At 75.1% G+C, this 24266-nt stretch carries 21 protein-coding genes; 8 read left to right on the forward strand and 13 right to left on the reverse strand.

What is annotated here, in order from left to right:
• Positions 1–23: 23 nt before the first annotated feature.
• Positions 24–893: a pseudouridine synthase gene (locus tag K330_RS0117005; protein WP_022923017.1), complete on the forward strand. Its 870-nt coding sequence runs from the start codon at positions 24–26 to the stop codon at positions 891–893.
• On the opposite strand, the gene K330_RS0117010 is transcribed toward K330_RS0117005, so the two are convergent.
• Positions 890–1099, reverse strand: coding sequence for a hypothetical protein (locus tag K330_RS0117010; RefSeq protein WP_022923018.1), 210 nt, complete (start codon positions 1097–1099; stop codon positions 890–892). The genes K330_RS0117005 and K330_RS0117010 overlap by 4 nt on opposite strands.
• A 46-nt stretch (positions 1100–1145) precedes the next feature.
• Here K330_RS0117010 and K330_RS0117015 point away from each other — a divergent pair, with 46 nt between their 5' ends.
• Both K330_RS0117015 and K330_RS0117020 read left to right on the forward strand, forming a co-directional pair.
• Complete coding sequence (locus K330_RS0117015; RefSeq protein WP_022923019.1) at positions 1146–1979, forward strand: MBL fold metallo-hydrolase; 834 nt, start codon at positions 1146–1148, stop codon at positions 1977–1979.
• A gap of 28 nt (positions 1980–2007) precedes the next feature.
• A complete protein-coding gene (locus K330_RS0117020) occupies positions 2008–2730 on the forward strand; it encodes a VOC family protein (RefSeq protein WP_022923020.1) in 723 nt (240 codons plus the stop codon).
• A gap of 30 nt (positions 2731–2760) precedes the next feature.
• Here the strand turns inward: K330_RS0117020 and K330_RS0117025 are convergent, their stop codons facing one another.
• From K330_RS0117025 to K330_RS0117040, 4 genes are all read right to left on the reverse strand, one after another.
• Positions 2761–3714 (reverse strand): acyl-CoA thioesterase, encoded by a 954-nt coding sequence (locus K330_RS0117025; RefSeq protein ID WP_022923021.1) that lies wholly within the window; start codon positions 3712–3714, stop codon positions 2761–2763.
• Between the two features lie 93 nt (positions 3715–3807).
• Positions 3808–4440, reverse strand: a complete 633-nt coding sequence (locus K330_RS0117030) for a LutC/YkgG family protein (protein ID WP_022923022.1) — start codon at positions 4438–4440, stop codon at positions 3808–3810.
• Positions 4437–5864 (reverse strand): LutB/LldF family L-lactate oxidation iron-sulfur protein, encoded by a 1428-nt coding sequence (locus tag K330_RS0117035; RefSeq protein ID WP_051145671.1) that lies wholly within the window; start codon positions 5862–5864, stop codon positions 4437–4439. Before K330_RS0117035 ends, K330_RS0117030 begins: the two co-directional genes overlap by 4 nt.
• Positions 5865–6040: 176 nt before the next feature.
• Positions 6041–6793: a (Fe-S)-binding protein gene (locus K330_RS0117040; protein WP_022923024.1), complete on the reverse strand. Its 753-nt coding sequence runs from the start codon at positions 6791–6793 to the stop codon at positions 6041–6043.
• 72 nt (positions 6794–6865) lie between these two features.
• Here K330_RS0117040 and K330_RS22055 point away from each other — a divergent pair, with 72 nt between their 5' ends.
• Both K330_RS22055 and K330_RS0117050 read left to right on the forward strand, forming a co-directional pair.
• Positions 6866–7363 carry an acyl-CoA thioesterase gene (locus tag K330_RS22055; protein ID WP_051145667.1) on the forward strand — a complete coding sequence of 166 codons (498 nt, stop codon included), beginning with the start codon at positions 6866–6868 and terminating at the stop codon, positions 7361–7363.
• Positions 7360–8031, forward strand: a complete 672-nt coding sequence (locus tag K330_RS0117050) for a DUF8185 domain-containing protein (protein ID WP_040658356.1) — start codon at positions 7360–7362, stop codon at positions 8029–8031. The genes K330_RS22055 and K330_RS0117050 overlap by 4 nt, the downstream gene beginning before the upstream one ends.
• Before the next feature lie 20 nt (positions 8032–8051).
• Here K330_RS0117050 and K330_RS0117055 read toward each other — a convergent pair whose 3' ends face one another.
• Positions 8052–8582 (reverse strand): ArsR/SmtB family transcription factor, encoded by a 531-nt coding sequence (locus tag K330_RS0117055; protein ID WP_022923026.1) that lies wholly within the window; start codon positions 8580–8582, stop codon positions 8052–8054.
• Between the two features lie 60 nt (positions 8583–8642).
• On the opposite strand from K330_RS0117055, the gene K330_RS0117060 reads away from it, so the two are divergent.
• Together K330_RS0117060 and K330_RS0117065 are read left to right on the forward strand one after the other, a co-directional pair.
• Positions 8643–9959: an MFS transporter gene (locus tag K330_RS0117060; RefSeq protein ID WP_022923027.1), complete on the forward strand. Its 1317-nt coding sequence runs from the start codon at positions 8643–8645 to the stop codon at positions 9957–9959.
• 18 nt (positions 9960–9977) lie between these two features.
• Complete coding sequence (locus K330_RS0117065) at positions 9978–11297, forward strand: hemolysin family protein (RefSeq protein ID WP_022923028.1); 1320 nt, start codon at positions 9978–9980, stop codon at positions 11295–11297.
• A 2-nt stretch (positions 11298–11299) separates the two neighbouring features.
• Here the strand turns inward: K330_RS0117065 and K330_RS0117070 are convergent, their stop codons facing one another.
• The 7 genes from K330_RS0117070 to K330_RS0117100 form a co-directional block, all read right to left on the reverse strand.
• Positions 11300–13027, reverse strand: a complete 1728-nt coding sequence (locus K330_RS0117070) for a glycoside hydrolase family 13 protein (RefSeq protein ID WP_022923029.1) — start codon at positions 13025–13027, stop codon at positions 11300–11302.
• Between the two features lie 47 nt (positions 13028–13074).
• Positions 13075–13500 (reverse strand): globin, encoded by a 426-nt coding sequence (locus K330_RS0117075; RefSeq protein ID WP_022923030.1) that lies wholly within the window; start codon positions 13498–13500, stop codon positions 13075–13077.
• A 12-nt stretch (positions 13501–13512) separates the two neighbouring features.
• The gene (locus K330_RS0117080; protein ID WP_156875864.1) at positions 13513–16140 is read right to left on the reverse strand and encodes a hypothetical protein; all 2628 of its coding nucleotides are present in this window, start codon (positions 16138–16140) and stop codon (positions 13513–13515) included.
• A gap of 50 nt (positions 16141–16190) precedes the next feature.
• Positions 16191–18563: a hypothetical protein gene (locus tag K330_RS22060; protein ID WP_022923032.1), complete on the reverse strand. Its 2373-nt coding sequence runs from the start codon at positions 18561–18563 to the stop codon at positions 16191–16193.
• Positions 18564–18585: 22 nt separating this feature from the next.
• The gene (locus K330_RS0117090) at positions 18586–20478 is read right to left on the reverse strand and encodes a hypothetical protein (protein WP_022923033.1); all 1893 of its coding nucleotides are present in this window, start codon (positions 20476–20478) and stop codon (positions 18586–18588) included.
• Positions 20475–20987, reverse strand: a complete 513-nt coding sequence (locus K330_RS0117095) for a SigE family RNA polymerase sigma factor (RefSeq protein WP_022923034.1) — start codon at positions 20985–20987, stop codon at positions 20475–20477. Before K330_RS0117095 ends, K330_RS0117090 begins: the two co-directional genes overlap by 4 nt.
• A gap of 69 nt (positions 20988–21056) precedes the next feature.
• The gene (locus K330_RS0117100; RefSeq protein ID WP_029202814.1) at positions 21057–21962 is read right to left on the reverse strand and encodes a mechanosensitive ion channel family protein; all 906 of its coding nucleotides are present in this window, start codon (positions 21960–21962) and stop codon (positions 21057–21059) included.
• Between the two features lie 159 nt (positions 21963–22121).
• Here K330_RS0117100 and malQ point away from each other — a divergent pair, with 159 nt between their 5' ends.
• Positions 22122–24251, forward strand: a complete 2130-nt coding sequence (gene malQ, locus K330_RS0117105; protein ID WP_022923036.1) for a 4-alpha-glucanotransferase — start codon at positions 22122–22124, stop codon at positions 24249–24251.
• Positions 24252–24266: the final 15 nt, after the last annotated feature.

Raw genomic sequence — 24266 nt, forward strand, 5'->3', positions numbered from 1 at the left:
GGCTGGGGCCTGCGCGCGTCCGGATGCCGGTGCTGCCGCCAGGCCGGCAGCCGCGCACGGTCGTCGACTTCCTCGTGGGGGTGACCGGGGACGCCGACGGGGTATGGCGCCGCGTCCGGGCGGGGGAGGTGCTCCTCGCCGACGGCACCCGGGTGGACGCGGCCACGTCCTACCGGCCCGGCGGCGCGGCATACCTCTACCGCGACCTGCCCGAGGAGGTCGCGGTGCCGGGGGAGCTCACGGTCCTGCTGCACGACCGGCGGACGGGGCTGCTCGCCGTCGACAAGCCACCCTTCCTGGCGACGATGCCGCGCGGTGCGCACGTCGCGCAGACCGCGCTGGTGCGGCTGCGGCGCGAGCTGGACCTGCCCGAGCTGGCCCCTGCGCACCGGCTCGACCGCCTCACCAGCGGCGTGCTCCTGCTGACGACCCGGCGCGAGGTGCGGGGCGCCTACCAGCGGATGGTCCAGCGCGGCGGGCTCGCCAAGACCTACGAGGCGCTCGCGCCGCTGCCCGACGGGCTCGACCTGCCGGTGCTCGTCCGCAACCGGGTCGTCAAGCACCGCGGCGAGCTGCAGGCTGCGGTCGTGCCGGGGGAGCCGAACGCCGAGACCCTCGTCGAGCTGGTCGAGGTCGTCCGGCCGGGGCTGGGGCGTTACCGCCTGACGCCCACGACGGGACAGACCCACCAGCTCCGGGTGCACCTGGCGGGGCTGGGGGTGCCGATCCAGGGCGACCCGCTCTACCCGACGGTGCGCGAGGTGGCCCCCGGTGACTTCTCCACGCCGCTGCAGCTGCTGGCCGCGCGGGTGCGGTTCACCGACCCGGTCAGCGGGGCCGAGCGGCTCGTCGTCTCCCGGCGCACGTTGCCGGTCGACGGCACGGCCTCCTAGCGGCGTGCTCTCGTGGAGCGGCCACCACCGAGCAGCCCCAGGACGGGGGACCCTGCCCCGAGGAGGAAGCCGAAGTCGTACCAGTTGCCGCTGCGGGCCACGTCGTAGACCGGGAAGCGGCCCCACGCGTCGAAGACGTGCGCGATGAGCACCACCCAGGCGGTGATGCCGTTCCAGATGCCCCACAGCGCGTCCTGCCACCACATAGCGACGCCTCCCTGCTAGCCGTTCGCCACTACTAGATTGGCACGTATGCGCGGCGATGACGAGACCTGGCGCTCGTGCGCCACCTGCGGCGTGGAGAACGACACCGACCAGCACACGTGCGCCATCTGCGCCGACGAGCGGCAGTACGTGCCTCGCGACGGGCAGCGCTGGACCACCCTCGGCGAGCGGGCCGCCGAGGGCTGCTCGGTCGAGGTCACGCAGGTGGAGCCCGACTGCTTCGCCCTGCACGCCACGCCCCGGGTCGACATCGGCCAGCGCGCCATGCTCGTGCGCACCCCCGGCGGCAACCTGCTGTGGGAGGTGCCGGGCTACCTCGACGACGCGGCGCGCGAGAAGGTGGCCGGGCTGGGTGGCGTGGCCGCCGTCATGGCGAGCCATCCGCACATGTACGGCTGCCAGCTGGAGTGGGCACGCGCCTTCGGCGCCCCGGTCTACGTCTCGGAGGCCGACCGCGGATGGGTGCGCCGCCGGGGCGAGGACGGCGAGATCGTCTCCTGGTCCGAGCCGTTCGAGGTGCTACCGGGCATCCGCACGTGCCAACCCGGAGGACACTTCCCGGGCAGCGCCGTCGCCGTCTGGGACGCGGGGGCCGGGGGCCGTGGCGTGCTGCTGGCCGGGGACACGTGCAAGGCGGTGCCCGACCCCGGGTGGGTGACGTTCATGCGCTCCTTCCCCAACCTCATCCCCCTGTCGGCGGCCGTCGTCACGCGGGTCGCCGACAGCATCGCCGCGCTGACCTTCGACCGGCTCTACGACAACTTCGGCGAGCAGGTCCCGGTCGGGGCCCGCGACGTCGTGCTCCGCTCGGCGCGCAGGTATGCCGAGTGGGTCCGGGGCGACCACGACGACCTGACGTGACGTCGGGGAGGCGGGCTACGGTCGGAGCATGCGCCTGGAGAACATCGTCATGCAGGCCCGCGACCCTCAAGCGACCGGCCGCTTCTGGTCGGCGGCCCTGGCTCTGGTCGACGGGCGGCCGGCCTTCGAGGGTGACTACGAGGGGCGGCTGACGTTCGGCGAGGACGCATGGCTCGACATCTGCATCGAGCCGGTCCCGGACCCGCCCCCGCCGGGCTGGCGGCTGCATCTCGACCTCGCGGGAGGCGCCGACCAGGAGGCGGTCGTGCAGCGGCTGCTGGCCCTGGGCGCGAGCCGGCTCGACATCGGCCAGGGCGCGGTGCCCTGGGTGGTGCTCGCCGACCCGGACGGCAACCCCTTCTGCGTGATGGAGGAGCGGGAGGTCTACCGCGACACCGGCCCGGTCGCAGCGCTGCCGCTCGACAGCGCCGACCCGGAGCGCGACGGTCGGCTGTATGCCGCGTTGACCGGCTGGGTGCCTGCGCCCGGGGTCGCGCCGGTCACCCTGCGCCACCCGAGCCTGCGCGGCCCGCTGCTGGAGCTGTGCGAGGAGCCGGAGCCCAAGCGGCGCCAGAACCGCACCCACCTCGACGTCCGCCCCGAGGCGGGGGGACCCGACCAGGAGGCGCTCGTCGGGCTGGCGCTCGAGCTGGGGGCGACACGGTCGACCGAGCCGTGGGCCGCGGGGCACTCGTGGGTGGTGCTGCACGACGTGTCCGGCAACGAGCTCTGCATCCTCGCCGACGAGTAGCGGGGTCAGCTCAGGTCGGGCGCCAGGGCCTCAGTCCTTGAGGCGGACCATGCCCTCCTGGGCGACGGTGGCCAGCAGGCGGCCGTCGTGGGCGAACATGTGGCCCAGCCCGAGACCGCGCCCGGAGCGTGCCGAGGGGGAGGACTGGGTGTAGAGCAGCCACTGGTCGGCGCGCGCCGGGCGGTGGAACCACATGGCGTGGTCCAGGCTGGCCGGCCGCAGCCGCGGGTCGCCCCAGCCGACGCCGTGGCGGCGCAGGATCGGCTCGAGCAGCACATAGTCGGAGGCGTAGGCGAGGACGGCCGCGTGCAGCAGGTCGTCGTCGGGCATCTCCCGCTCCACGCGCATCCAGACCGACTGCTCACCCGCCCCGGGCTCGGCCGGCCCGAGCAGCAGCGGCTCGGCGTGGCGCAGGTCGATGGCGTTGCGCTCGGCGCGGTGACGTGCGGCGGGATGGTCGATCCGGCTGAGGATGTCACGGTCGGAGCGCAGCGTGTCGGGGTCGGGCACCGACGGCATGGGCAGGTCGTGCTCCAGGCCGTCCGCCAGCTCCTGGAAGGAGGCCGTCAGCGACAGCAGGATCCGCCCCTCCTGCAGGGCGTGGACGCGCCGCGCGGAGAAGCTGCGTCCGTCGCGCATGCGCTCCACGACGAACTGGATCGGACGCCGGGCGTCACCGGGGCGCAGGAAGTAGGCGTGCAGGGAGTGGATGTGGCGCTGCTGCGGCTCGGCGTCGCTGCCGTCGTCCACGGGCGTCACCGTGCGGCCGGCCGCCATCACCGCCTGCGCGAGGACCTGACCGCCGAAGACGCGGCCGTGGGGCTGGGGCTGGCTGCGACCGAGGAAGACGTCACCCTCGGAGGCGCCGAGGTCGGCGGCCAGCCCCTCGGGTGCCACGGCGCGGATGGTGGTGGAGCCCTCCCACGTCAGGTCCAGGACGTCGAGGAGGTCGTCGATGGGGTCGGTCAGGGAGCCGTCGGTCACGGGAGCAGCGTAACCGCCGCGTGGCTCCGCGCCCGCGCCTGCGGCGCACCCCCGCTGCGTGCGTGAGGTGACGACGCGTCGGGTGGCGACGCGTCAGGTGACGACGACCACGTCCAGGGTCCGTGGCCCGTGGACCCCCTCGACCCGGTTGAGCTCGATGTCGCTCGTGGCGCTGGGTCCGCTGATCCAGGTCAGCGGCCGGGTGGGGTCGAGGAGCGTGACCGCGGCGGGAACGTCGTGGACGACCTGGTCGGCCCGCACGACGCAGACGTGCTGGTCGGGCACGAGGGTCAGGGCGCGCCTGCCCTGGTCCGCCGCGTGGTCGAGCACGATCGTGCCGGTGGTGGCGATGCCGACGCGGGCCGCGGTGACCACGGCGTCCAGCCCGTCCAGGTCGGCCGGGGTGAGGCCGTCGTCGGCGACCACGCGCACCTCGCCCCCGAGCCCGGAGACCCAGGACGCGTCGAGCCCGTCGGGCACGACCACCGAGCGGGCCCCACGGCGGGCGAGGGCGTCGGCGACCGCCCCGGCCACCCCGCCGGGGTCGCAGCGCACGACGGTCGCGCGGTAGTCGGCGACGTTCTCGGCGAACAGCTCCAGCGTCTCGTGGTCGCTGCCGGCGGCGGCCTGGATGACCGGCGGCTCCCCGCGTGCACCCAGCGGCGTGCTCACGTCGGCGGTGGCGGCGCGCAACCGGCCCAGGATCTCCTCGCGTGCCCCGCTCACGTGTCCTCCCGGTCCTCGTCACGGTGGGTCCGCCTCCACCACTGGCGGAAGGTCTCCCTCGGCGGTGTCGGCACGTCGCGGGCCTGGGCCCAGGCGCCCAGCCCGGGCACGTTGCGGACCGTGCGGTCCCCGAGCAGCCGGCCCCCGAGCGTGGCGGCCCGCTGGGCGGCCTCGAGGCGGCGGTGGTCGCCGAACGTCCACGCGGCGGCCTTCATGCCCAGCGCCTCGGGCGAGCGGCCGGAGGCCTCGTCCACCACCTGGGTGCGCAGGTGCACTAGCAGGGAGGGGATGTCGATCCGCACCGGGCAGGCCTCGAAGCACGCGCCGCACAACGAGGAGGCGTAGGGCAGCGACTTGTCGACGTCGCTGGCCGTCCCGCGCAGCTGCGGGTTGAGCACCGCACCGATCGGCCCGGGGTAGACCGACCCGTAGGCGTGGCCGCCGGCCCGCTCGTAGACCGGGCACACGTTGAGGCACGCCGAGCAGCGGATGCAGCGCAGCGCGTCGCGGCCGACGGGGTCGGACAGCACGTGGCTGCGGCCGTTGTCGACCAGCACCACGTGCACGTCCTGCGGGCCGTCGCCGTCGTGCACCCCGGTCCACATCGAGGTGTAGGGGTTCATCCGCTCGCCGGTGCTGGACCGCGGCAGCAGCTGGAGCATGGTGCCGAGGTCGGCGAAGGTGGGCAGCACCTTCTCCACCCCGACCACCGAGATGAGGGTCTCGGGCAGGGTCAGGCACATGCGTCCGTTGCCCTCGGACTCGACGACGACCAGCGTCCCCGTCTCGGCGATCGCGAAGTTGGCGCCGGAGACCGCGACGCGGGCCCGCATGAACTTCTCGCGCAGGTGCAGGCGCGCGGCCTCGGCGAGCCGGGCGGGCTCGTCGCTGAGGTCGGCGGGGGCCGGGCGGCCCACGTCACCCATCTCGCGCAGGAAGATCTCGCGGATCTCGGCCCGGTTGCGGTGGATCGCGGGCACCAGGATGTGGCTGGGACGGTCGTGGCCCAGCTGCACGATGAGCTCGGCCAGGTCGGTCTCCCACGCGTGGATCCCCGCCGCCTCGAGCGCCTCGTTGAGCTCGATCTCCTGGGTCGCCATCGACTTGACCTTGACCACCTCCTCGGCGTCGCGGTCACGCACCAGGCCGACGACGATGGCGTTGGCCTCCTCGGCGTCCCGCGCCCAGTGCACGGTGGCCCCGCGCGCGGTGAGGTTGTCCTCCAGCTGCTCGAGATAGTCGGGCAGGTGGTGCAGGGCCTCGTCCTTGGCCTCGGCCCCCGCGACCCGCAGCTCCTCCCACGCGTCGACCTCGGCGACGACGGCAGCACGCTTGGCGCGGATGGTCGCGGTCGCGTGCGCCAGGTTGCGCCGCTGCTGGGTGTTGGCCAGCGCGGCCCGGGCGGCCGTCTGGAAGGACGGCATACCCAGGAAGGTCTCGGAGGTGCGCTGCAGCGGCCCGGAGCTGTCCGGGCCGCCGCCCGCCGCAGGCTCGCCGAGGCCGTCGGCGCGCCGGGCGCCGTCGGGGTATGCCGTGGGGCCCCCGCCGACGTCACCCGTCGGGGGAGCGCCGGGACGGCCGGGGGCGGGCTGGGGTCCGGTCATGCCGGGACCTCCTCGGTCGAGGCGAGGATCTGGGCCAGGTGCAGCGTGCGGACGCCGGAGCGCTGGCGGTCGAGGATGCCGCCGATGTGCGCCAGGCAGGAGTTGTCGCCGGCGACCACCACCTCGGCACCGGTCTCGCGCACGTGCCGGGCCTTGTCGGCTCCCATGGCGATGGAGGTGTCGGCGTTCTTCACCGCGAAGGTGCCGCCGAAGCCGCAGCACTCCGCGGCCGAGGGGAGCTCGACGAGGTCGATGCCGCGCACCTGGCGCAGCAGCTGCAGCGGCTTGTCGCCGACGTGGAGCATCCGCAGGGAGTGGCACGTGGGGTGGTAGGTGACGCGGTGGGGGAAGTAGGCGCCGACGTCGGTGACCCCGAGCACGTCGACGAGGAACTCCGACAGCTCGTAGGTCCGCGCCGCCGACGCCTCCGCCGCGGCCTCCAGGGCGGTGTCCCCGGCCCGACGCGCCAGGGCGGCGTGCTGCTCGCGGACCGAGCCGACGCACGACCCAGAGGGGGCCACCACGTAGTCGTAGGGGCCGAAGACGTCGGCGTAGCGGCGCACGAGCGGCGTGGCCTCGTCGGCATACCCGGTGTTGGTGAACATCTGCCCGCAGCAGGTCTGCTCCCGGGGGAAGACCACCCGGCAGCCCAGGCGCTCGAGCAGCAGCACGGTGGCCCGCGGCGCCTCGGGCCACATCGTGTCGTTGAAGCACGTGGCGAACAGCGCGACGGTCGGTCCGGTCGTCATCGTTCCTCTCCTTACCGCGCAGCGGGGCCCCGTGGCTGCGGCTCACTCTAGTGCGTGGGGACAATGGGCCGCATGAGTTCTGCCACCCTGCCGCAGGTGCCCGCCGCCGCGGGCGTCTACCCGATCACCGTGCGGTGGTCGGACATGGACGCCTACGCCCACGTCAACAACGTGCAGTACCTGCGTTTCTTCGAGGAGGCACGGGTCTACGCGTTCAAGGACTGGTTCGGGCAGGACCGTGACCTCATCGACGAGGGGATGCTCGTCGTCTCGCAGGCCATCGACTACCTCGTGCCGATGGAGTACGCCTACGCCCCCGCCCGGGTCGCGGTGTGGTGCACCGGCAACGGGGCGGCCTCCTTCGACCTCGGGTATGCGGTCGCCGGGCCGGAGGGGGACGACACCGTCTACGCGCGGGGCCGGGTCACGCTGGTCGCCTACGACCTGGCGGGGCAGCGGCCGCGCCGGCTGGGCGACGCCGAGCGCGAGGCGCTCGCCCGGGTGTCGGGCCCGGCCCCGCGCCTGCGCGGGGACCGCGAGGCCGCCCGCCGCGAGGGGGCCCACGCGTGAGCGGCCAGGTCGGCGACCGGCACGCCACCCTGACCTTCGCCGACGTCGAGTCGCTCGTCGACCTGTCGACCTACGTCGGGCGCGCCCGGGCGTACGACACGGGGGGCGCCATCCGGCTGCAGGCCGTCGGCGCGGTGCTGGCGGCCTGGGTCTGCGTGCTCCCGGGGCGTGACCTGGTCGGCTCCGGGACCGTCCTGGGCCTGCGCACCATGCCGCTGGCGGGCGAGCACCGCCTCGACGCCACCGTCCCGCTGTCCGGGCTCACCGACCGCTTCGCCCGGCGGGGGGTGACCGCCGACACGAGCACGGTGCTGACCGTCCCGCCGACGACGGTCTCCCCGCCGTGGGGCGGTGTCACGCCGCCCCGCAGCGGATGGGCGCCCGTGGGGCAGCTGGGCTCGGCGGCCCTGCTGGAGGCCGCCCGGCGCGGTGTCGCGGAGGTCGCCGAGGGGACCCCCGGGTCGGCCGGCGCGCCCGCGGTCGCCGCCCTGCGCGCCCGCGTGTGGGGCCGGCTGCTCGACCACGACGTCCCGGCCGGGGCCGGGCTCGCGGCGCTGGCCCTGGGGTTCGCGCGTGAGGGGGGCCAGCACAGCCTCGTCGCGACGGTGCACCGCGCCGGGCCGTGGACCCGCGTCAGCCTGCCGGCCGGTCACATCCTCTGCCGCTGAGGGGGGGCCTTACCGCAGCGTCACGGCGACCGTCGCGGGCGCTGGCTGGTGTCGGGGTGCAGGGCCACGAAGAGCGACCACGGCTCGGCCTCCGGGTCGCGCGGGCGGTCGTGGAACTCCTGGACCAGCTCCCACAGCCGGGCGCGCAGCTCCTCCAGCTCGGCCGCGGGCAGCCGCAGCCCGAGCCGGGTCAGGTCCCGGTCGGGCTCCGGGACGGTGGCGATCTCGGCGAGGAAGGCCTCGAGCAGCGAGCTGGCGCCCACGGGGGTGCTCATGTACCACGACCTGCCCGTGGACCGGTAGGGGATCTCGCGAGCACCGCGCCGCCCGCGGCGGGGCTCCAGAGCCTCCAGGAAGCCGGTGTCGACCAGGGTGCGCACGTGGTGCAGCGCCGTCGCGGGGTTGAGCCCGAGGGCCTCGGCGATCTCGCGGTTGGTGAGGGGCTCGTCGAGGGTGAGCCGCAGGATCCGCAGGCGCAGCCCGGAGGCCAGTGCCCGGGCCTCGGCGTCGGTGGCCTCGCGCCGGACGCCGACCTGCTCCGGAGACGTCATGCCGGAAGTCTGGCACAGAAGTGATTGACAAACCTCAATCACTGGGCGCACGATGCTCCGGTGACCACCGAGGCGGCAGCCGCCGCGCCCCGCCAGAGCCTGTTCCGCCACCACGACTTCCGTCAGCTGTGGATGGGGGACACCGTCTCGGTCTTCGGTATGCAGTTCGTCGGCCTCGCGATGCCGCTGCTCGCGGTGCAGGTGCTCGGGGCGAGCGCCTTCGAGATGGGTCTGCTGGCGACGCTGGAGTCGCTGGCGTTCCTGCTCATCAGCCTGCCGGCCGGGGCGTGGGTCGACCGCTGGCGCAAGAAGCGGGTGCTCGTCGCCGGTGACCTGCTGCGCGCCGCGCTGCTGCTCACCGTGCCGCTCGCCTGGCTGCTCGACGTGCTGACGATGGGGCAGCTGCTGGTGGTGGCCTTCGCGGTCGGCTGCATCACCGTCTTCTTCGACGTGGCCAACCAGTCCTACCTGCCCGAGATCGTCGACGGCGCCGCCATCGGCGAGGGCAACGCCAAGCTGCAGGCCAGCCAGCAGACGGCGATCGTGGTCGGCCCGGCCGCCGCCGGGGCGCTCGTGCGCGTGGTCGGCTCGCCGCTGACCATCGCCGTGACGTCGGTGTGCATGGCGCTGTCCTCGCTGTTCGTCAGCCGCATCCGGCACCGCGAGCAGACGCCCGACCCGGCCGCCCGCCGCCCTCTGGCCACCGAGGTCAAGGAGGGTATGGCGTTCGTGCTCGGGCACCCGTTGCTGCGGCGGATCGTGGCCTGCACCGGGCTGTCCAACCTGGCCAGCTCGGCGGTCTTCGCCCTGTTCGTGCTCTACGCCGTGCGCACGCTGGGCCTCTCGGAGACCACGCTGGGCCTGGTGATGTCGGCCGGCGCCGTCGGGGGCCTGCTGGGCGCGGTCACGGCCGACCGGACCGCGCGCCTCGTGGGGGAGGGCCGGGTCATCCCGCTGGCGGCGGTCGTCGGAGGGGCGGCGATGGTCGCCGTCCCGCTGGCGTCGGTGCTGCCGCCGCTGCCTACCCTCCTCGTCGGGCAGGTGGTCGCCTGGTGGGGCGTGGTCACCTACAACATCGCCCAGGTCAGCTTCCGTCAGCGGCTGTGTCCCAGGCCCCTGCTGGGGCGGATGAACGCCTCGATCCGCTTCCTGGTCTGGGGTCCCATGCCGGTCGGCGCGTTCCTCGGCGGCCTCCTGGGCCGGGACCCCGCGACCGCCGGGAGCCTCGAGGTGCTCGCCCTGGGCCTCGTCCCGACGATGTGGGTCTTCTCCGTCCTGGGGCTGGCGGCCGCGCTGCCCGTGCTGCTCTCCCCGCTGGTCGGCATGCGGCAGCTGCCCCGCTCGCTCGACGCGCTCGCCGAGGAGGGCAGGCGGTGAGGCGCTAGCCTGGCGAGGGTGGACTCGTCGATCCTGGTCAACGCCGGTCTCGTCCTGCTGTTCGTGCTGGTCGGCGGCGTCTTCGCGGCCACCGAGATGGCCATCGTCTCGCTGCGGCAGTCCCAGGTCGACGACCTCGCCCAGGCCGGACCGCGCGGGCGCCGCATCGCGGCCCTCGTCCGCGACCCCAACCGGTTCCTCTCGGCGGTGCAGGTCGGCGTCACGGTGGCCGGGTTCTTCTCCTCCGCCTTCGGCGGGGCCACGCTGGCGCCCTCCCTGGCCCGGCTGATGCAGTCCTGGGGGGTGGCGGACGGGCTGGCCGACAGCCTCGCCCTGGTCCTGATGACGCTGCTCATCGCCTACCTGTCGCTGGTGCTGGGCGAGCTGGTGCCCAAGCGGCTGGCCATGCAGCGGGCGCGGGCCTTCACGGCGGTGCTGGCGCCGCCGCTCGGGGTCCTCTCCGTCGTGCTCAAGCCGGTCATCTGGCTGCTGTCGGCGTCCACGAACCTCGTCGTGCGGCTGCTCGGCGGCGACCCGGAGGCGGCCGGGGAGGAGATGTCGCTGGAGGAGGTGCGCCGGATCATCGAGGACAACCGCGAGCTGCGCCCCTACCCGCGCCAGATCCTGCGGGACGTGCTGCGGGCCGGCGAGCACCGGCTCCAGGACGTGCTCACGCCCCGCACCGACGTGCAGTTCCTCCCGGCGTCCAGCACGCTGCTGGAGGTGGAGCAGACGGTGCGCGAGTCCTCCTTCTCCCGCTTCCCGGTCATCGGTGCCTCCGCCGACGACGTGCTCGGCGTGGTCCACGTCCGCGACCTGCTGGGCGTGCCGCACGACCAGCGCGCCGGCCGGCGGGTGTCCGACGTGACCCGGCCGGTCACGGCATACCCGCCCACCAAGCCGGTGCTCGCCGCCCTCGCGGAGATGCGCGAGGAGCAGCAGCACCTGGCGATCGTCGTGGACGAGCACGGCGGCACCGACGGCATCGTGACGATCGAGGACCTCGTCGAGGAGCTCGTGGGCGAGATCTACGACGAGTACGACACCGGCCGCAACCCCGAGGACGTCACCGTGCGCTCGGGCTCCGGGCTGTCGGTCTCCGGCGGCCTCAACGTCGACGAGCTGGCCGACATGCTCGACGTGGTGATCGAGCCCGGCGCCTACGAGACGGTCGGCGGGCTGGTCATGGCGCTCCTGGGCCGCGTGGCCGAGGTCGGTGACAGCGTGGAGGCCGCCGGCCTGGTCCTCACGGTCGAGGAGGTCGACAGCTACCGCGTCGTGCGCGTCGGCGTGCGGCGCACGCCCGGGGCGCCGGCGGACGGGCCCGACGCCGGCTGACGTCAGGCCAGCCAGACCGTCACGTCCTGCGGCACCCGACCGCCCTCCAGCCGGCCGCTGGCGACCAGCACCTCGAGGCCGTCGGGCAGCGACACCGGGTCGTGGCCCAGGTTGGCCAGCACCGTGACGGGGCGCCCCCCGTCGCCGGTCGTGCGCAGGGCCAGCACCGACGGGTCATGACCGGGCAGCCACTCCAGGGTGCCGTCGCCGAGGCGGTGCTCGCGACGCAGACGCAGCAGCGTGCGGTAGAGCTCCAGGGTCGAGCCGGGCACCCCCTCCTGCCGGTCCGCGGCCAGCGGGCCGTAGACCAGCGGCTGGGGCAGCCAGCTGCGGTCCTGGGCGGAGAAGCCGTAGGCCGGCGCCCCCGCCACCCACGGGATCGGCACCCGGCAGCCGTCCCGACCGGTCTCCTCGCCGGCGGTGCGCCGGAAGGCCGGGTCCTGGCGCACGGCGTGGGGCAGCGCCGTGTGGTCGGGCAGCCCGAGCTCCTCGCCGTTGTAGAGGTAGGCGCTGCCGGGTAGCGCCAGCATGAGCGCGGTCGCCGCGCGTGCCCGGCGCAGGCCGAGGACGGCGTTGGGCTGGGGGTCGTCCGCGGCGATGCCGTTGGGCCGGCGGGTCCCCGGGGGCAGGCCGAGCCGGGTGGCGTGCCGCACGACGTCGTGGTTGGACAGCACCCAGGTCGTCGGTGCGCCCACGCCGGCGGCCGTCGCGAGCGACTCGTCGACGACGTCGCGCAGGTCCTCGGCGCGCCAGGCGGTGTCCAGGAAGTGGAAGTTGAACGCCTGGTGCATCTCGTCGGGGCGCACGTAGCGCATGGTGCGCTCCAGGCTGGGCAGCCACGCCTCGGCGCACAGGATGCGGTCGGCGGCCGGGTCACCGGTCTCGTTGTAGGACTCCAGGACCTGCCGCCAGCCGCGGTAGATCTCGTGGACCTCCTCCTGGTCCCACATCGGGCCCAGGTTGGCGTGCGCGGACTCGTCGTCACCGCCGCCGGCCATCACCGCCTTCTCCTCCCAGTCGGGCAGACCCTCGGCCTTGACCAGGGAGTGGGCCACGTCGACGCGGAACCCGTCGACGCCCCGGTCGAGCCAGAAGCGCAGGATGTCGTGGAACTCCCGCACGACCTCGGGGTTGCGCCAGTCGAGGTCGGGCTGCTTGCTGTCGAAGAGGTGCAGGTACCACTGGCCCGGGCTCCCGTCGGGCTCGGTGACCCTGGTCCACGCGGAGCCGCCGAAGACCGAGCGCCAGTTGTTGGGCGGCCGGTCACCGTCGGGACCGGCGCCGTCGCGGAAGACGTAGCGGCCGCGAGCCGCGGACCCGGCCGGCGAGGCCAACGCCTCGCGGAACCAGGCGTGCTCGTCGCTGGTGTGGTTGGGGACGAGGTCGACGATGACGCGCAGGCCGAGCTCGTGCGCCCGGGCGAGGAGCTCGTCGGCGTCCGCCAGGGTGCCGAAGACGGGGTCGACGGCGCGGTAGTCGGCGACGTCATACCCCGCGTCGGCCATGGGGGAGAGGTAGAACGGGCTGATCCAGATCGCGTCGACGCCGAGGCCGGCGAGGTAGGGCAGCCGCGAGGTGATGCCGGCCAGGTCGCCCACGCCGTCGCCGTCGCTGTCGGCGAAGCTGCGGGGGTAGACCTGGTAGATCACCGCGTGGCGCCACCATGCGGCGTCGGCGCGCGCGGCGGCGGGGGAGGAGGCGGGCGAGGTCGTGGGCGGGACGGCAGTCACGGGGGACCAGGGTATGCGGTGCGCGCCCCTGCTCCGAGCCGCGCCGGTCAGTCCTCCAGCGCGTTGACCATCGCCTGGGCGGCGCGGTTCATGTAGTCGCGCATGAGGTGCTCGTCCATCGGCCCGAGCTGGTCACGGATGCTGTCGATGGCGGCGTGCATGTGCTGCAGCCAACGGTCGCGCTGGGCCGGGGTGACCTTGAAGGGGACGTGGCGCATCCGCAGGCGCGGATGGCCGCGCGTCTCCTGGTAGGTGGTCGGGCCGCCCCAGTACTGCTCGAGGAAGAGCAGCAGCCGTTCCTCGGCCGGCCCGAGGTCCTCCTCGGGGTAGAGGTCGCGCAGCGGCGGGTCGTCGGAAACGCCCCGGTAGAACTCGGCGACGAGCCGGCGGAAGGTCTCGTGGCCACCGACACGCTCGTAGAAGGTCGGCACCGGGGAGACCGGCGGGGACACGGTGTGGTCGGGCTGGGTCACCGCCCCAGTGTCTCAGGTGCTCCCCGGCGCTCCGTCCTCACCGCCACGCACGCGGACCTCGACGGCGAAGCCCTCCTCGTAGCCCTCCACGACCAGCTCGAACGGCTGCCCGGGGACGCCGGCGGTGCGCGTGCCCTCGACCCGCAGGTCGGTGACGACCGGCGCGGCGGTCCACGAGCTCCACCAGCCGTCGGGCAGCCACACCGCCGGGCGCCCGCCCTCCAGCACGCGGACCCTGCCCCGTCCCTCGGTCGACAGGCGCAGCCACGTGCGGCTGCTCAGGTCCTCCTCGATCCGCAGCCGTCCCTCGTCGTCGAGGTCCTCGGCCGTCCAGCGGCCCACGACCACGGTGCTGCCGCCGGCCGCGGCCAGGGGGTCGGGAAGCGGCTCCCCGGGAGCGGCGAAGACGCCCATGGGCGGTGCGGCCGCGAAGTCGAAGTCCTCGTGGGCCACGGGCTCGTAGGCCAGCAGGGTGCTGGGGGGCGTCGGGCCGGGCGCCGCGGGGACCGTCACCGCCACGACTCCCGTGCCGGTGCCCGCGCGGATGTTGCGGGTGCTGGCACCGGCGCGCAGCAGCTGCTCGCCCGGGCGCCAGACACCCTCGTCGAAGGCGTCGGGCACGGAACGGACCATCGACAGCTCCGCCGCACCGCGCGTCGTGGCGACGTGCGGTGCGACCGCGCCCCACCCCTCCGGTGCGGGTCGCGCGGGGGAGCCCACGAGGATGAAGCGCCGGCCGGGCCGCAGGCCCGGGTCGGCCAGCGCGTGCGGGACGCCGTCGTTGGGCACCTGCCACGCCGTAGCGAGCCGGTGACCACCCACCCACTCCGGGACGTCGCGGTCCGGCGGCGCGTCGGTGACCGGCAGCGGGAGGGTGTCCTCCTGCACGAGGCTCGCCCCGCTGACCTGCACCTGCCACGACCGGGCTGCCAGGGTGGTCGACACCGTGACGGTGGCCACGCGGGACTGCCCGGCAGCGGGCCGCAGGCGGTCGGGCAGGAGGAGCTCACGGGCCCGGCCCGGCCGGTAGACGAGCCAGCGGCCGTCGCGCAGCTCGGGGTCGGCCGTGCGCCAGGCGTCCGGCGGCGGGGGGTCCTGCGGGGCAGCACCGTCGGGTATGCCGTCACCCCCGGAGTCCTCGTGCTCGCAGGCACCGTCGAGGGGGACCACGGCGGCCTCGCCGTCGTCGGTGACGACGGTGTCGTCGACCTGCACGGTGATCCCGCCGGCCGCCCCGGCCCAGACGGTGAGGGTCGTGTCCGGACCGACCCGGACGCGGCGGTGGTGGACCGTCCGGCTCTGCACCTGGTAGGCGGGGCTGGTGCCGTCGAGCACCAGGGTGCCCGCCCCGACCACCGGACGGGCCGGCCGTGCCACGTCGACGGGGGTGGGGCCGGCACCCACCTCGGTGTAGGTCGCCAACAGCGCCCGCCCGCGCGTCGGCACGTCACCGGACCAGGCCACCAGCACGGTCGACAGCCCGCGGCCGGTGCCGGGGGGAAGGGGCACGAGCCGCTCCACCGCCGGCTCCCCGCCCGTGCCGGCGCAGGCCAGCACGGCCGACTCGCCGCCGGTCATCAGCCGTGCCGCCGGGGGGTGCAGACGGGGGTCGTCCACCGGTAGGTCGCACCACAGGGCCGCGAACACGGCCTCCCCCGAGCGTGGCCGGGTGTCGACCCGCAGCGGGGCGGTGGCCTGGGCGAGGTTGACCGGGACGACCTGCAGCAGGCGCAGCCCCTCCAGGTCGACCGGCGGGGCGCCGTCGGGGCCCAGGGCCCAGCCACGCTCCGCGAGGTCACCCCCTGCCGTGGGCAACGAGGTGCCGTCGACCAGCGCCAGCCTCCGGCCCCCCGCGTCCGCGTCGGCGGCGGGCAGATCGGGGACGGGGTCGCCCAGCGCGGAGGCCCACACCACCAGACCCAGCGCCACCGCGCCCGCGAGCACCCGCCACGTCCACGGCCGGTGGGCCAGGCGGGCGGCCTCGGTGCGCGCCCGGGCCAGGGGGGCGGGTGGTCCGGCGGCAGGCGTGCCTCCGTCGCGCAGGGGGTCCGGCCCAGGGCCGGGGGAGGGCGAGGTGAGCTCGGTCAGGACGGTGGTGACGACCTCGTCGGCGGGGCGGGAGTGCCGGTCGGCCAGGGCCGCCAGGGCGGCCTCGAGGCCGGACGACCGCGGCACCATCCGGGCGACCACGGTGCGGTCGACGTGCAGCGCGTCCGCGACCCTGCTGGCGGGCCAGCCCTCGGCGCGTCTGAGCACGGTGGCCGCCCGGGCCCTGGGGCGCAGGCTCGCCAGGACGTCCCCGGCGTCCGGGTCGGTCAGCCCCGCGACCGCCTCGAGCTCGGGTCGGCGCCAGGAGGGTGCACGGTGCAGGTAGGCGCGGGTGAGCAGCTGCACGAGCTGGGCGCGGTCCGCAGAGGCCGGGGCGGAGCGCAGGACCTCGACGACGAGGCGGTCGGCCGCGGCCTCCTGGCCGGTGAGCATGAGGGCGGTGCGGCGCAGGGCCGGCGCATGGCGACGCACCGCCTCCGGCAGGCCCGGGGCAGGGCCGCTGGGCTGGAGCCCGACCACCTCCCCAGTCTGCCAGCGCGGCAGAGCCCGGGCGAGGGTCTCGCCGAGCACCCCTCCCGGACGACTGCGCACGCCGGGAGGAACGCCTCCTCGGTCGGCGGCGGGCTCAGCGGCTCACCGGGTCACTGCGTCAGCAGCTCGACCGTGAGGTCCTCGTAGCCCTCGACCTCGAGCGTGATGTCGATCTCCGGGCGGGTGTAGCCGCCCGAGTAGGACAGCTCCAGCTCGGACGTCACCGCCTCGGCCGTCCAGCTGGACCACCACCCCTCGGAGCCGTAGAGGGCGTCGGCCGGCTGGCCCTCCACGAGGAAGCGGACGCGTCCCTTGCCCTCGCTGGTCACCCGGGCGGCGACGGCCACCCCGTGCGTCACCGGCACGGTCACGTGCCCGTCCTCGAGGTCGTCCAGGTCGACGACCGCCTGGACCTGCCACCCCAGCAGGTCCGGCCATCGACTGTGCGGGTCCAGCTCCGGCTCGGCGCCGGCCGGCCGGGCCCCGGGCGGGATCCCGGCCGTCGCGAAGTCGAACTCCTCGTAGGGGACCGGGGCGTAGGCGAGCACGGTGGCGGGAGGGTGCCCGGGGGAGGCTGGGGCGGCGACCGTGAGGGGGCCCGGCCCCGTCACCGGCTCGAACCAGGGATGCCGCAGCTCACGCACCGCGGCTTCCACGCCGTCCTGGAGCCACAGCGTCACCGGACGCTCACCCAGGCTGGCCAGCCCCTCGCCCCAGCCGTACCACCGGTGGGGGTCCACCTCGCGCGTGACCATCACCACGAGCTCCTCGGCGACCAGGGGGTCGTCGGGCAGGAGCTCGTGCACCTGCCCGTCGGAGGGCACCTGCCACTGCCCGACCAGCCGATGCCCGAGGGCGTGCCGCGGCGCGCTCGGCTCGGCGACGGCGGCCACCGGCCCCGTGTCGAGCTCCCCGGCGGCGGCCCCGCTGAGGGCGACCTGCCACAGGTCCCCGATGTTCTCGGTGACGACCTCCACGGCGACGGTGCGGCGCTCGCCAGGAGCCGGACGCACCTGCTGCGGCAGCTCGAAGGTGCGCACCTGGCCGGGCGCGGGCACCAGCCAGCGGCCGTCCCTCAGGTCGGGCTGCTGGGTGGTCCAGCTGCCGTAGTCACGCGGGTCGGTCAGGACCGGCTCCGACCCCTCGAGCTGAGCGGCGGACAGGTCCTCGATCATCGCGGTCATCGAGGCGACGTCACCGTCGTCGGTCACCGGCACCCCGTCGACCAGGACCGACAGGGCGCCCGTGCGTCCCGCCCAGACCCGGACCGTGCTGTCGTGCCCGACGACGGTGGCCTGGGCCAGCCGGCGGCCGCCGAAGGCGGAGGGGTGGCTCTGCGAGACGTCCAGGACGTGGCTGCCCGCGTCCACCGGCGGGGGGTCGGCCTGGCTCCCGCGGGCGGCCGGTGCCTGGCCGTGGTCGGACTCGGCGTAGACACCGAGCACCGCGCCGCCCCTGCCGGGGATGTCCCCGTCGAGCCGCAGCACGCCCACCCCGTCCAGCGGCAGGGCGACGACCTGGGTGACGGGGGGTGACCCCTCACGTCCGGCGCACGGCAGGTCCACCTCGGCGTCGCCGAGCGAGATGGTCCCGGAGGGCACGCGCAGGTGGGCGTCCTGCGCCGGCGGCATGTCGCACCAGAGCACCCCGAACGAGGCGAAGCCCAGCCCCGAGGAGGAGGGCAGGTCGACCGTCGCCGACCGCCGCCCGTCGTCGAGGACGACGGTCTCCCGCAGGTGCAGCCCCATCGGGGAGCGTGGGGGTGCACCCTCGTCGTCCAGGCGCCAGCCCGCCTCGGTGAGGTCGGTCCCGGCACGGACCGTCCCGGCTCCGTCGACCCCGGCCGCGTCCGCAGGGGAGCCGCCGTCGGGCCGGTCCGTCACGGCATACCCCCCGAGCACCGCGACCGCGACGCCGGCGGCGACCGCCCAGGTCCGCAGGCGGCCTCCCGACGGGGCGGTCCTGGTCAGCTCGTCGGCGAGCCGCCCGTCCAGCGCGGTCTCCAGGTCCGCACCGGTGAGCGCGTGCTGGTCGGCCAGCCCGGCCAGGGCCAGCTCGAGACCGGGGACCCGGGGGACCAGCCCGCTGACCCGGCGGACGGGGACGCCTACGGCGGCGGCGGTCCGCTCCTCGTCCCATCCCTCCAGCAGCCGCAGGGCGGTGGCCGCCCGGTCCCTGGGCCGCAGGCTCGCCAGGACGTCGCCGGCGTCGCCGCCGGTCACGCGCACGCCGTCCGTGCGCCTGGGTGCGGAGCGCAGGTAGAGACGGACGAGGGTGCGGCGCAGCCGGTCCTCCGTCGCGCTCCTCGGGTCCGCGGTGCCCACGGCGCCACCACGGGCCCCCTCGACCGCCAGGGTGCGCGCCACCAGCCCGGTGGCCTGCTCCGTGTCGGCCGTCAGCACGGCGGCGAGGCGGTGCAGCCCGGCGCCGTGGGCAGGCACGAGCGCGGACGCGCTCGCCCCTGCCCCCGACGTCGTCGTCATACGGCCATCGTGCCACCGGGACTCACTCCGGGACCACCACCAGCACCTCGGCCTCCACGGCGCCACCGGGGTAGCCGTCGACCTCGAGCGTCAGCTCACCGCCGTCGGAGGGGGCCTGCACCCAGGCCACCGGCACGGAGGTGACCCGGTCGTCGGTCCAGGAGGTCCACCAGCCGTCCTGGTCGACGCCCCACCCCTCGGCGGGGGAGCCGTCCACCAGCAGGCGGACCCGTCCGACGCCCTCGGTCGTCAGCCGGACCCCGACCGTGTCCGGAGGCAGCGTCACCTCGGTCACGGTGCCGTCGGTCAGCCCCGCCGGGTCGAGCCGGTGGCCGACCGTGACCTCGCCGCGCACGGCAGCCAGAGGGTCCCAGCCCTGGGGCGCCTCGGCGGCCGCCTCGAAGTCGAACTCCTCGAAGGGGACGGGCACGTAGGCGGCGACGAGCGCGATGCCCCCCTCCGGGTCGGCCGGAACCGCGACCCGCACCTCGGAGCCCGGGGTGACGACCGTGCCGTCGTAGCCCGCCGCCTCGGCCACGGGGTAGAGGGCCTCCTGGGTCCGCGCGGAGCAGACCCGCTCGAGGGTCTCCTCGTCCACCGTGACCCGCCCGGTCGCGACCACCCCGCCGTCCCGCGCGACGCCGGGGCACCGCAGGGCCCAGGTGGCCTCCGCACCGTCCTGCCCCAGCTCGTCGGGGAGCTCGAGCCGGTTGGCGACGCCGGTGCGGGGGACCTGCCACGTCGCCACGAGACGGTGCCCGGCATACCACTGCGGCATCTCGGAAGTGGCGCCCGTCGAGGGGGCGGTGGGCGCCACGGCAGCGGGCTCGGACCCGGTGGCCAGGACGGCGACCTGCCAGTGCTGCTCACCGGCGCGGGGGACGACCGTGACGGTCACGGTGCGGGTCTCGCCCGGCCCGGGCAGCACCTCCTCCGGCAGGGCGAGCGTGCGCCGCTGGCCGGCGGTGAAGGCGTCCCAGACGCCGTCCCGCAGCTCGGGGTCGGCCTCCTGCCAGGCGTCGCCGCCCACGGCGCCGCTGTCACCGTCGTCGGTCACCCGCACCCCGTCGACGTCGACCTGCAGGCCCCCGGGCACGCCGCGCCACAGCTCCAGCGAGCTGTCGCTGGTCAGCGTCACCGTGGCCGCGCGGGCACCACCGTGGACGGTCCCGTCGCCGGCGGCGCTGCCCGGGTCGAGCACCACCGCGTCCGGGCCGTGGGCAGGCGGCGTCAGCGGGGGGTCGGGCCACCCCGGGAAGTCGTACTCCGCGGAGGAGGCCTCGCGGTAGATCCCGAGCACGGCCTCGCCGTCACCGGGCACGTCGCCCCGCCACGTCGGCGCGAGGGTCACCTCGCCCGGAGGGAGCGGCACGGGTGTGACCGTGACCTGGGACGGGTCGTCCTCGGGCAGGCAGGGCACCTCGACCGTCGGCCCGGCAGGGGTCCGCAGCCGCAGGGAGGGCGGTGTGATGGCGGAGTCGTCTGGCCCGACCTCGCACCAGAGCACGGCGAAACGCTGGGAGCCGTCGGACGTCGCGCCGCCCGGCCCCGGCAGGGTCAGGTCGTCGGCGCCGCCGTAGGGCACCGGGACCGTCTCCAGCAGCAGCAGTCCGTCCGCCTGCTCCGGCGGCGTGCCGTCGTCCAGCACCCACCCCCGCTCCACGGCCGAGCCGGTGCCCTCCGCGGGCGGCGCCGGCGTGGGGTCGTCACCGGTGAGCAGCTGCATACCTGCCGCCCCGACGACCACGGCGGCCGCGGCGGCCACGGCGCCGCGCGACGCCCCGGCCTGACGGCGGCGGGACCGCTCCTCGCGCAGGTCGCGCAGCAGGTCGGTCGGTGACGGCGCCGGGTGGCTGTCGGCCGTCTCGTGCAGCGTGCGGCGCAGGTCCTCGACGGTGCGGGTCGTGGGTGTCATGCCAGGCGCCCCTTTCCCCCGGCGACGACGTCGTCGAGGTGCTCGCTCACGCGGAGCGCGGCCAGCGCCCGCGAGTGGTGGGACTTCACGGTGCCGACGGCCAGGCCCAGCGTGCGGGCGGTGTCGGCCTCGGTGAGGTCGTGGAAGTAGCGCAGCACCACGACGGCGCGCTGCTGCGGCGGGAGTGCACGGACGGCGTCGGCGAGGGTCAGGCTCGTCTCGAGGTCGGCTCCCTGGCGGGTGTCCGCCTGCTCGGGCAGCTCCTCCGTGGGCCGCTCGCCGTGCCACCGGCGCCGGCGCTGCGTCAGGAACTCGCGCACGACGATCGTCCTGACGTAGGCCACCCTGTCGCCGGTCACCCTGCCCCAGGAGCGCCACGCCTTGAGCAGGGCCTCCTGCAGCAGGTCGCGTGCCGTGTGCGGGTCACCCGTGAGCAGCACCGCGGTGCGGTGCAGCGTGGGCGTGCTGGCGAGGACGAACTCCTCGAACGCCGGTCCCTGACCTCTCATCGGCCACCTCCTACCTAGTCGACGACCCGGGGCGGACGGACGGTTGTCACGGCCCGGCAGGTCGTGGGCTCAGGCCTGCGTGCCCCCGTAGGGCAGGACGGCCGGGCCGCGCACACCCTCCTGGTCGAAGGCCTCCTTGGCGCGCTCGCGGATCTCCCGGGGTATGGCGTACTGCTCGCCCGGACGGGTCTTGGCGAAGATGCGCAGCGTCATCGTCCCGCCGCTGACCGACTCGACACCGGCGACGGTGGGGGGCTCGATGAGCTTGTCGGCCCAGGCCGGGTCCTCGGCGACCTCGGTCACCACGCGCTGCAGGATCGGCAGCACCCGCCGGGGGTCCTCGGCGTAGGACACCTGCAGGTCGACCGTCGCGACGGCCCACCCCTGGCTCTTGTTGCCGATGCGGATGATCTCGCCGTTGCGGATGAACCACACGACGCCGCTGGCGTCCCGGAGCCGGGTGACCCGCAGGGTCACCTCCTCGACCGTGCCGGTCGCCTCGCCGGTGTCGATGACGTCGCCGACGCCGTACTGGTCCTCGATGATCATCATGATCCCGGACAGGAAGTCCTTGACCAGCGACTGCGCGCCGAAGCCGAGCGCGATGCCGCCGATGCCGGCGGAGGTGAGCAGGGGGGCGAGCGGCATACCGAGCTCGGCCATCACCGTCAGCAGCGTGACGGTCGCGATGACGAAGGTGGCGACGCTGCGCAGCAGGGAGCCCATCGTCAGGGCACGCTGGCGTCGGCGGGCGAGGTTGGCGCCGGTGGCCCGGTCCATGACCTTCTCGATGCTGCTGCGCTCGTGCTCGTCGGCGCGCTCGACCGCGCGCTCGGTGACGGTGCGGATCGACCGGTTGACGAGCCAGCGGACGACCACGGCGGCGAGGAGGATGAGCACGATGCGCAGCGGCGCACCGGCCAGCCAGTCGACGGTGTTCTCCCAGGTGTCGAAGGGCGGGGGGAGCATCTGCATGGCCCCCATTGAACAGGGTGGTGCGCCGGCCGGACCGCCGGGCACCCAGGCCGCCGGCCTGCCGGGCCTCGCCTGCGTGTGGTGGCCGGAGGCGGTCGCCGGGCCTGAGAGACTATGGGCTGCACCCGCCACCCCCGCTGCACCTGAGAGGTCGACCTAGTGACCGAGCTGACCCCCCGCCTGACCGAGCTGGCCCACGCCTACGGCGTGGCCACCGAGTTCTGGGACTGGCAGGGCCGCCACGTGCAGGTGTCCGCGGAGACGGTCCTGTCCGTCCTCGCCGCCCTCGGCGTCGACGCCGGCACGGAGGCGGCGGCCGCGACGGCGCTGCAGGAGCTCGAGCTGGCGCCGTGGCGCCGTGTCCTGCCGCCCGTGGTGGTGACGGTCGAGGGCACCGCCCCCGAGGTCCCGGTGCACGTCGCCGCGGGGACGGTGTTCACGGCCCGGCTGGTGCTGGAGGAGGGAACCACCCGCGTGGTGGAGGTCGACCCCTCCGCGCTGCCCGAGACGCGGGAGGTGGACGGGGCCGCCGTCGAGCGGGTGCTGGTGGACGTGGGCTCCGACCTGCCGCTGGGCTGGCACCGGCTGGAGGTGCGTGCCGGAGAGGACACCGCGCGGATGCCGCTCGTCGTCACCCCGGCCGCGATCTCGCTGCCCGAGTCGCTGGCCGCCCCCGGCTCGCAGACCTGGGGCCTGATGACGCAGCTCTACGCCATGCGCTCGGCGGACTCGTGGGGCATCGGCGACCTCGCCGACCTCGGCGACGCCGGCGCCTGGGCGGCCGGCATGGGGGCCGACTTCGTGCTGGTCAACCCGCTGCACGCCGCCGAGCCGGTGCCGCCGGTCGAGCCCTCGCCCTACCTGCCCACGAGCCGGCGCTTCGTCAGCCCGCTCTACATCCGCGTGGAGGACGTGCCGGAGGTGGCCTACCTGTCGGCGGCCGAGCGGCAGCTGATCGAGTGGCACGCCGACGACGCCAAGCGCTACCTCGACCTGGACTTCATCGAGCGCGACGCGGTCTGGATGGCCAAGGAGGCCGCGCTGCGGATGATCTTCCGCCAGCGGCGCTCGTTGCGGCGCACCCGCGCGTTCAACGCGTTCGTGGAGCGGGAGGGCCAGGGGCTGGTCGACTTCGCCACGTGGAGCGCGCTGTGCCACGTGCACGGCACCTGGTGGCGCTCGTGGCCCGAGGAGCTGCAGGACCCGCGCTCCTCGGCGGTGGAGACCTTCCGGGAGAAGAACGCCGAGGAGGTGGAGTTCCACCTGTGGCTGCAGTGGATCCTCGACGACCAGCTCGCCCGGGTGCAGCGCGACCTGCTGGACACGGGTATGTCGCTGGGCGTCATCTCCGACCTCGCGGTCGGCGTGCACCCCGACGGGTCGGACGCCTGGTCCCTGGGCGACGCGCTCGCCCGGGGCGTGACCGTGGGCGCACCCGCCGACCAGTACAACCAGGTCGGCCAGGACTGGAGCCAGCCGCCGTGGCGTCCCGACAAGCTGGCCGAGCTGGCCTACGGGCCCTACCGCGACATGGTGCGCGCGGCGCTGCGGGACAGCGGCGGCCTGCGCGTCGACCACGTCATCGGCCTGTTCCGCCTGTGGTGGATCCCGGAGGGCATGAAGCCCTTCCAGGGCACCTACGTGCGCTACGACCACGACGCGATGATCGGCATCCTGCTGCTGGAGGCCCACCGCGCCGGTGCCGTGGTGGTGGGCGAGGACCTGGGCACGGTCGAGCCGTGGGTGCGCGACTACCTGAGCGGCCGCGGTGTCATGGGCACCTCGATCCTGTGGTTCGAGCGCGACTGGGAGGGCGACGGAGGACTGCTCGACCCCGAGGAGTGGCGCGAGCTGTGCCTGGCCACCGTGACCACCCACGACCTGCCCCCGACCGCGGGCTACCTGCAGGGGGTGCACGTCGAGCTGCGGCACCGCCTGGGCCTGCTGGACCGGACCCTGGAGGAGGAGCTGGCCGAGGACGGCCGCTCCCGTGACGAGGTCCTCCTGGACCTGCGCCGCCGCGGGCTGCTGCGCCCGGGGGCCAACGTCGCCCAGCAGGTGGAGGCGCTGCACGCCTTCCTGACCAGGACGCCGGCCAAGATGATCGGCGTCAGCGTCAGCGACCTCGCGGGCGACCGCCGCGTCATCAACCAGCCCGGCACCGACGAGGAGTACCCCAACTGGCGCGTCCCGCTCGCCGGCCCCGACGGCAGCCGGGTGCTGCTCGAGGAGCTGTTCACCTGGCGCTCCGCCCGCCGCCTGGCGCGCGTGGTCAACCGCGGCGACTGACCCCCGCCCCCCTCC

Origin of the sequence: Ornithinimicrobium pekingense DSM 21552 (genome assembly GCF_000421185.1) — a bacterium.
Classification (GTDB): Bacteria; Actinomycetota; Actinomycetes; order Actinomycetales; family Dermatophilaceae; genus Ornithinicoccus; species Ornithinicoccus pekingensis.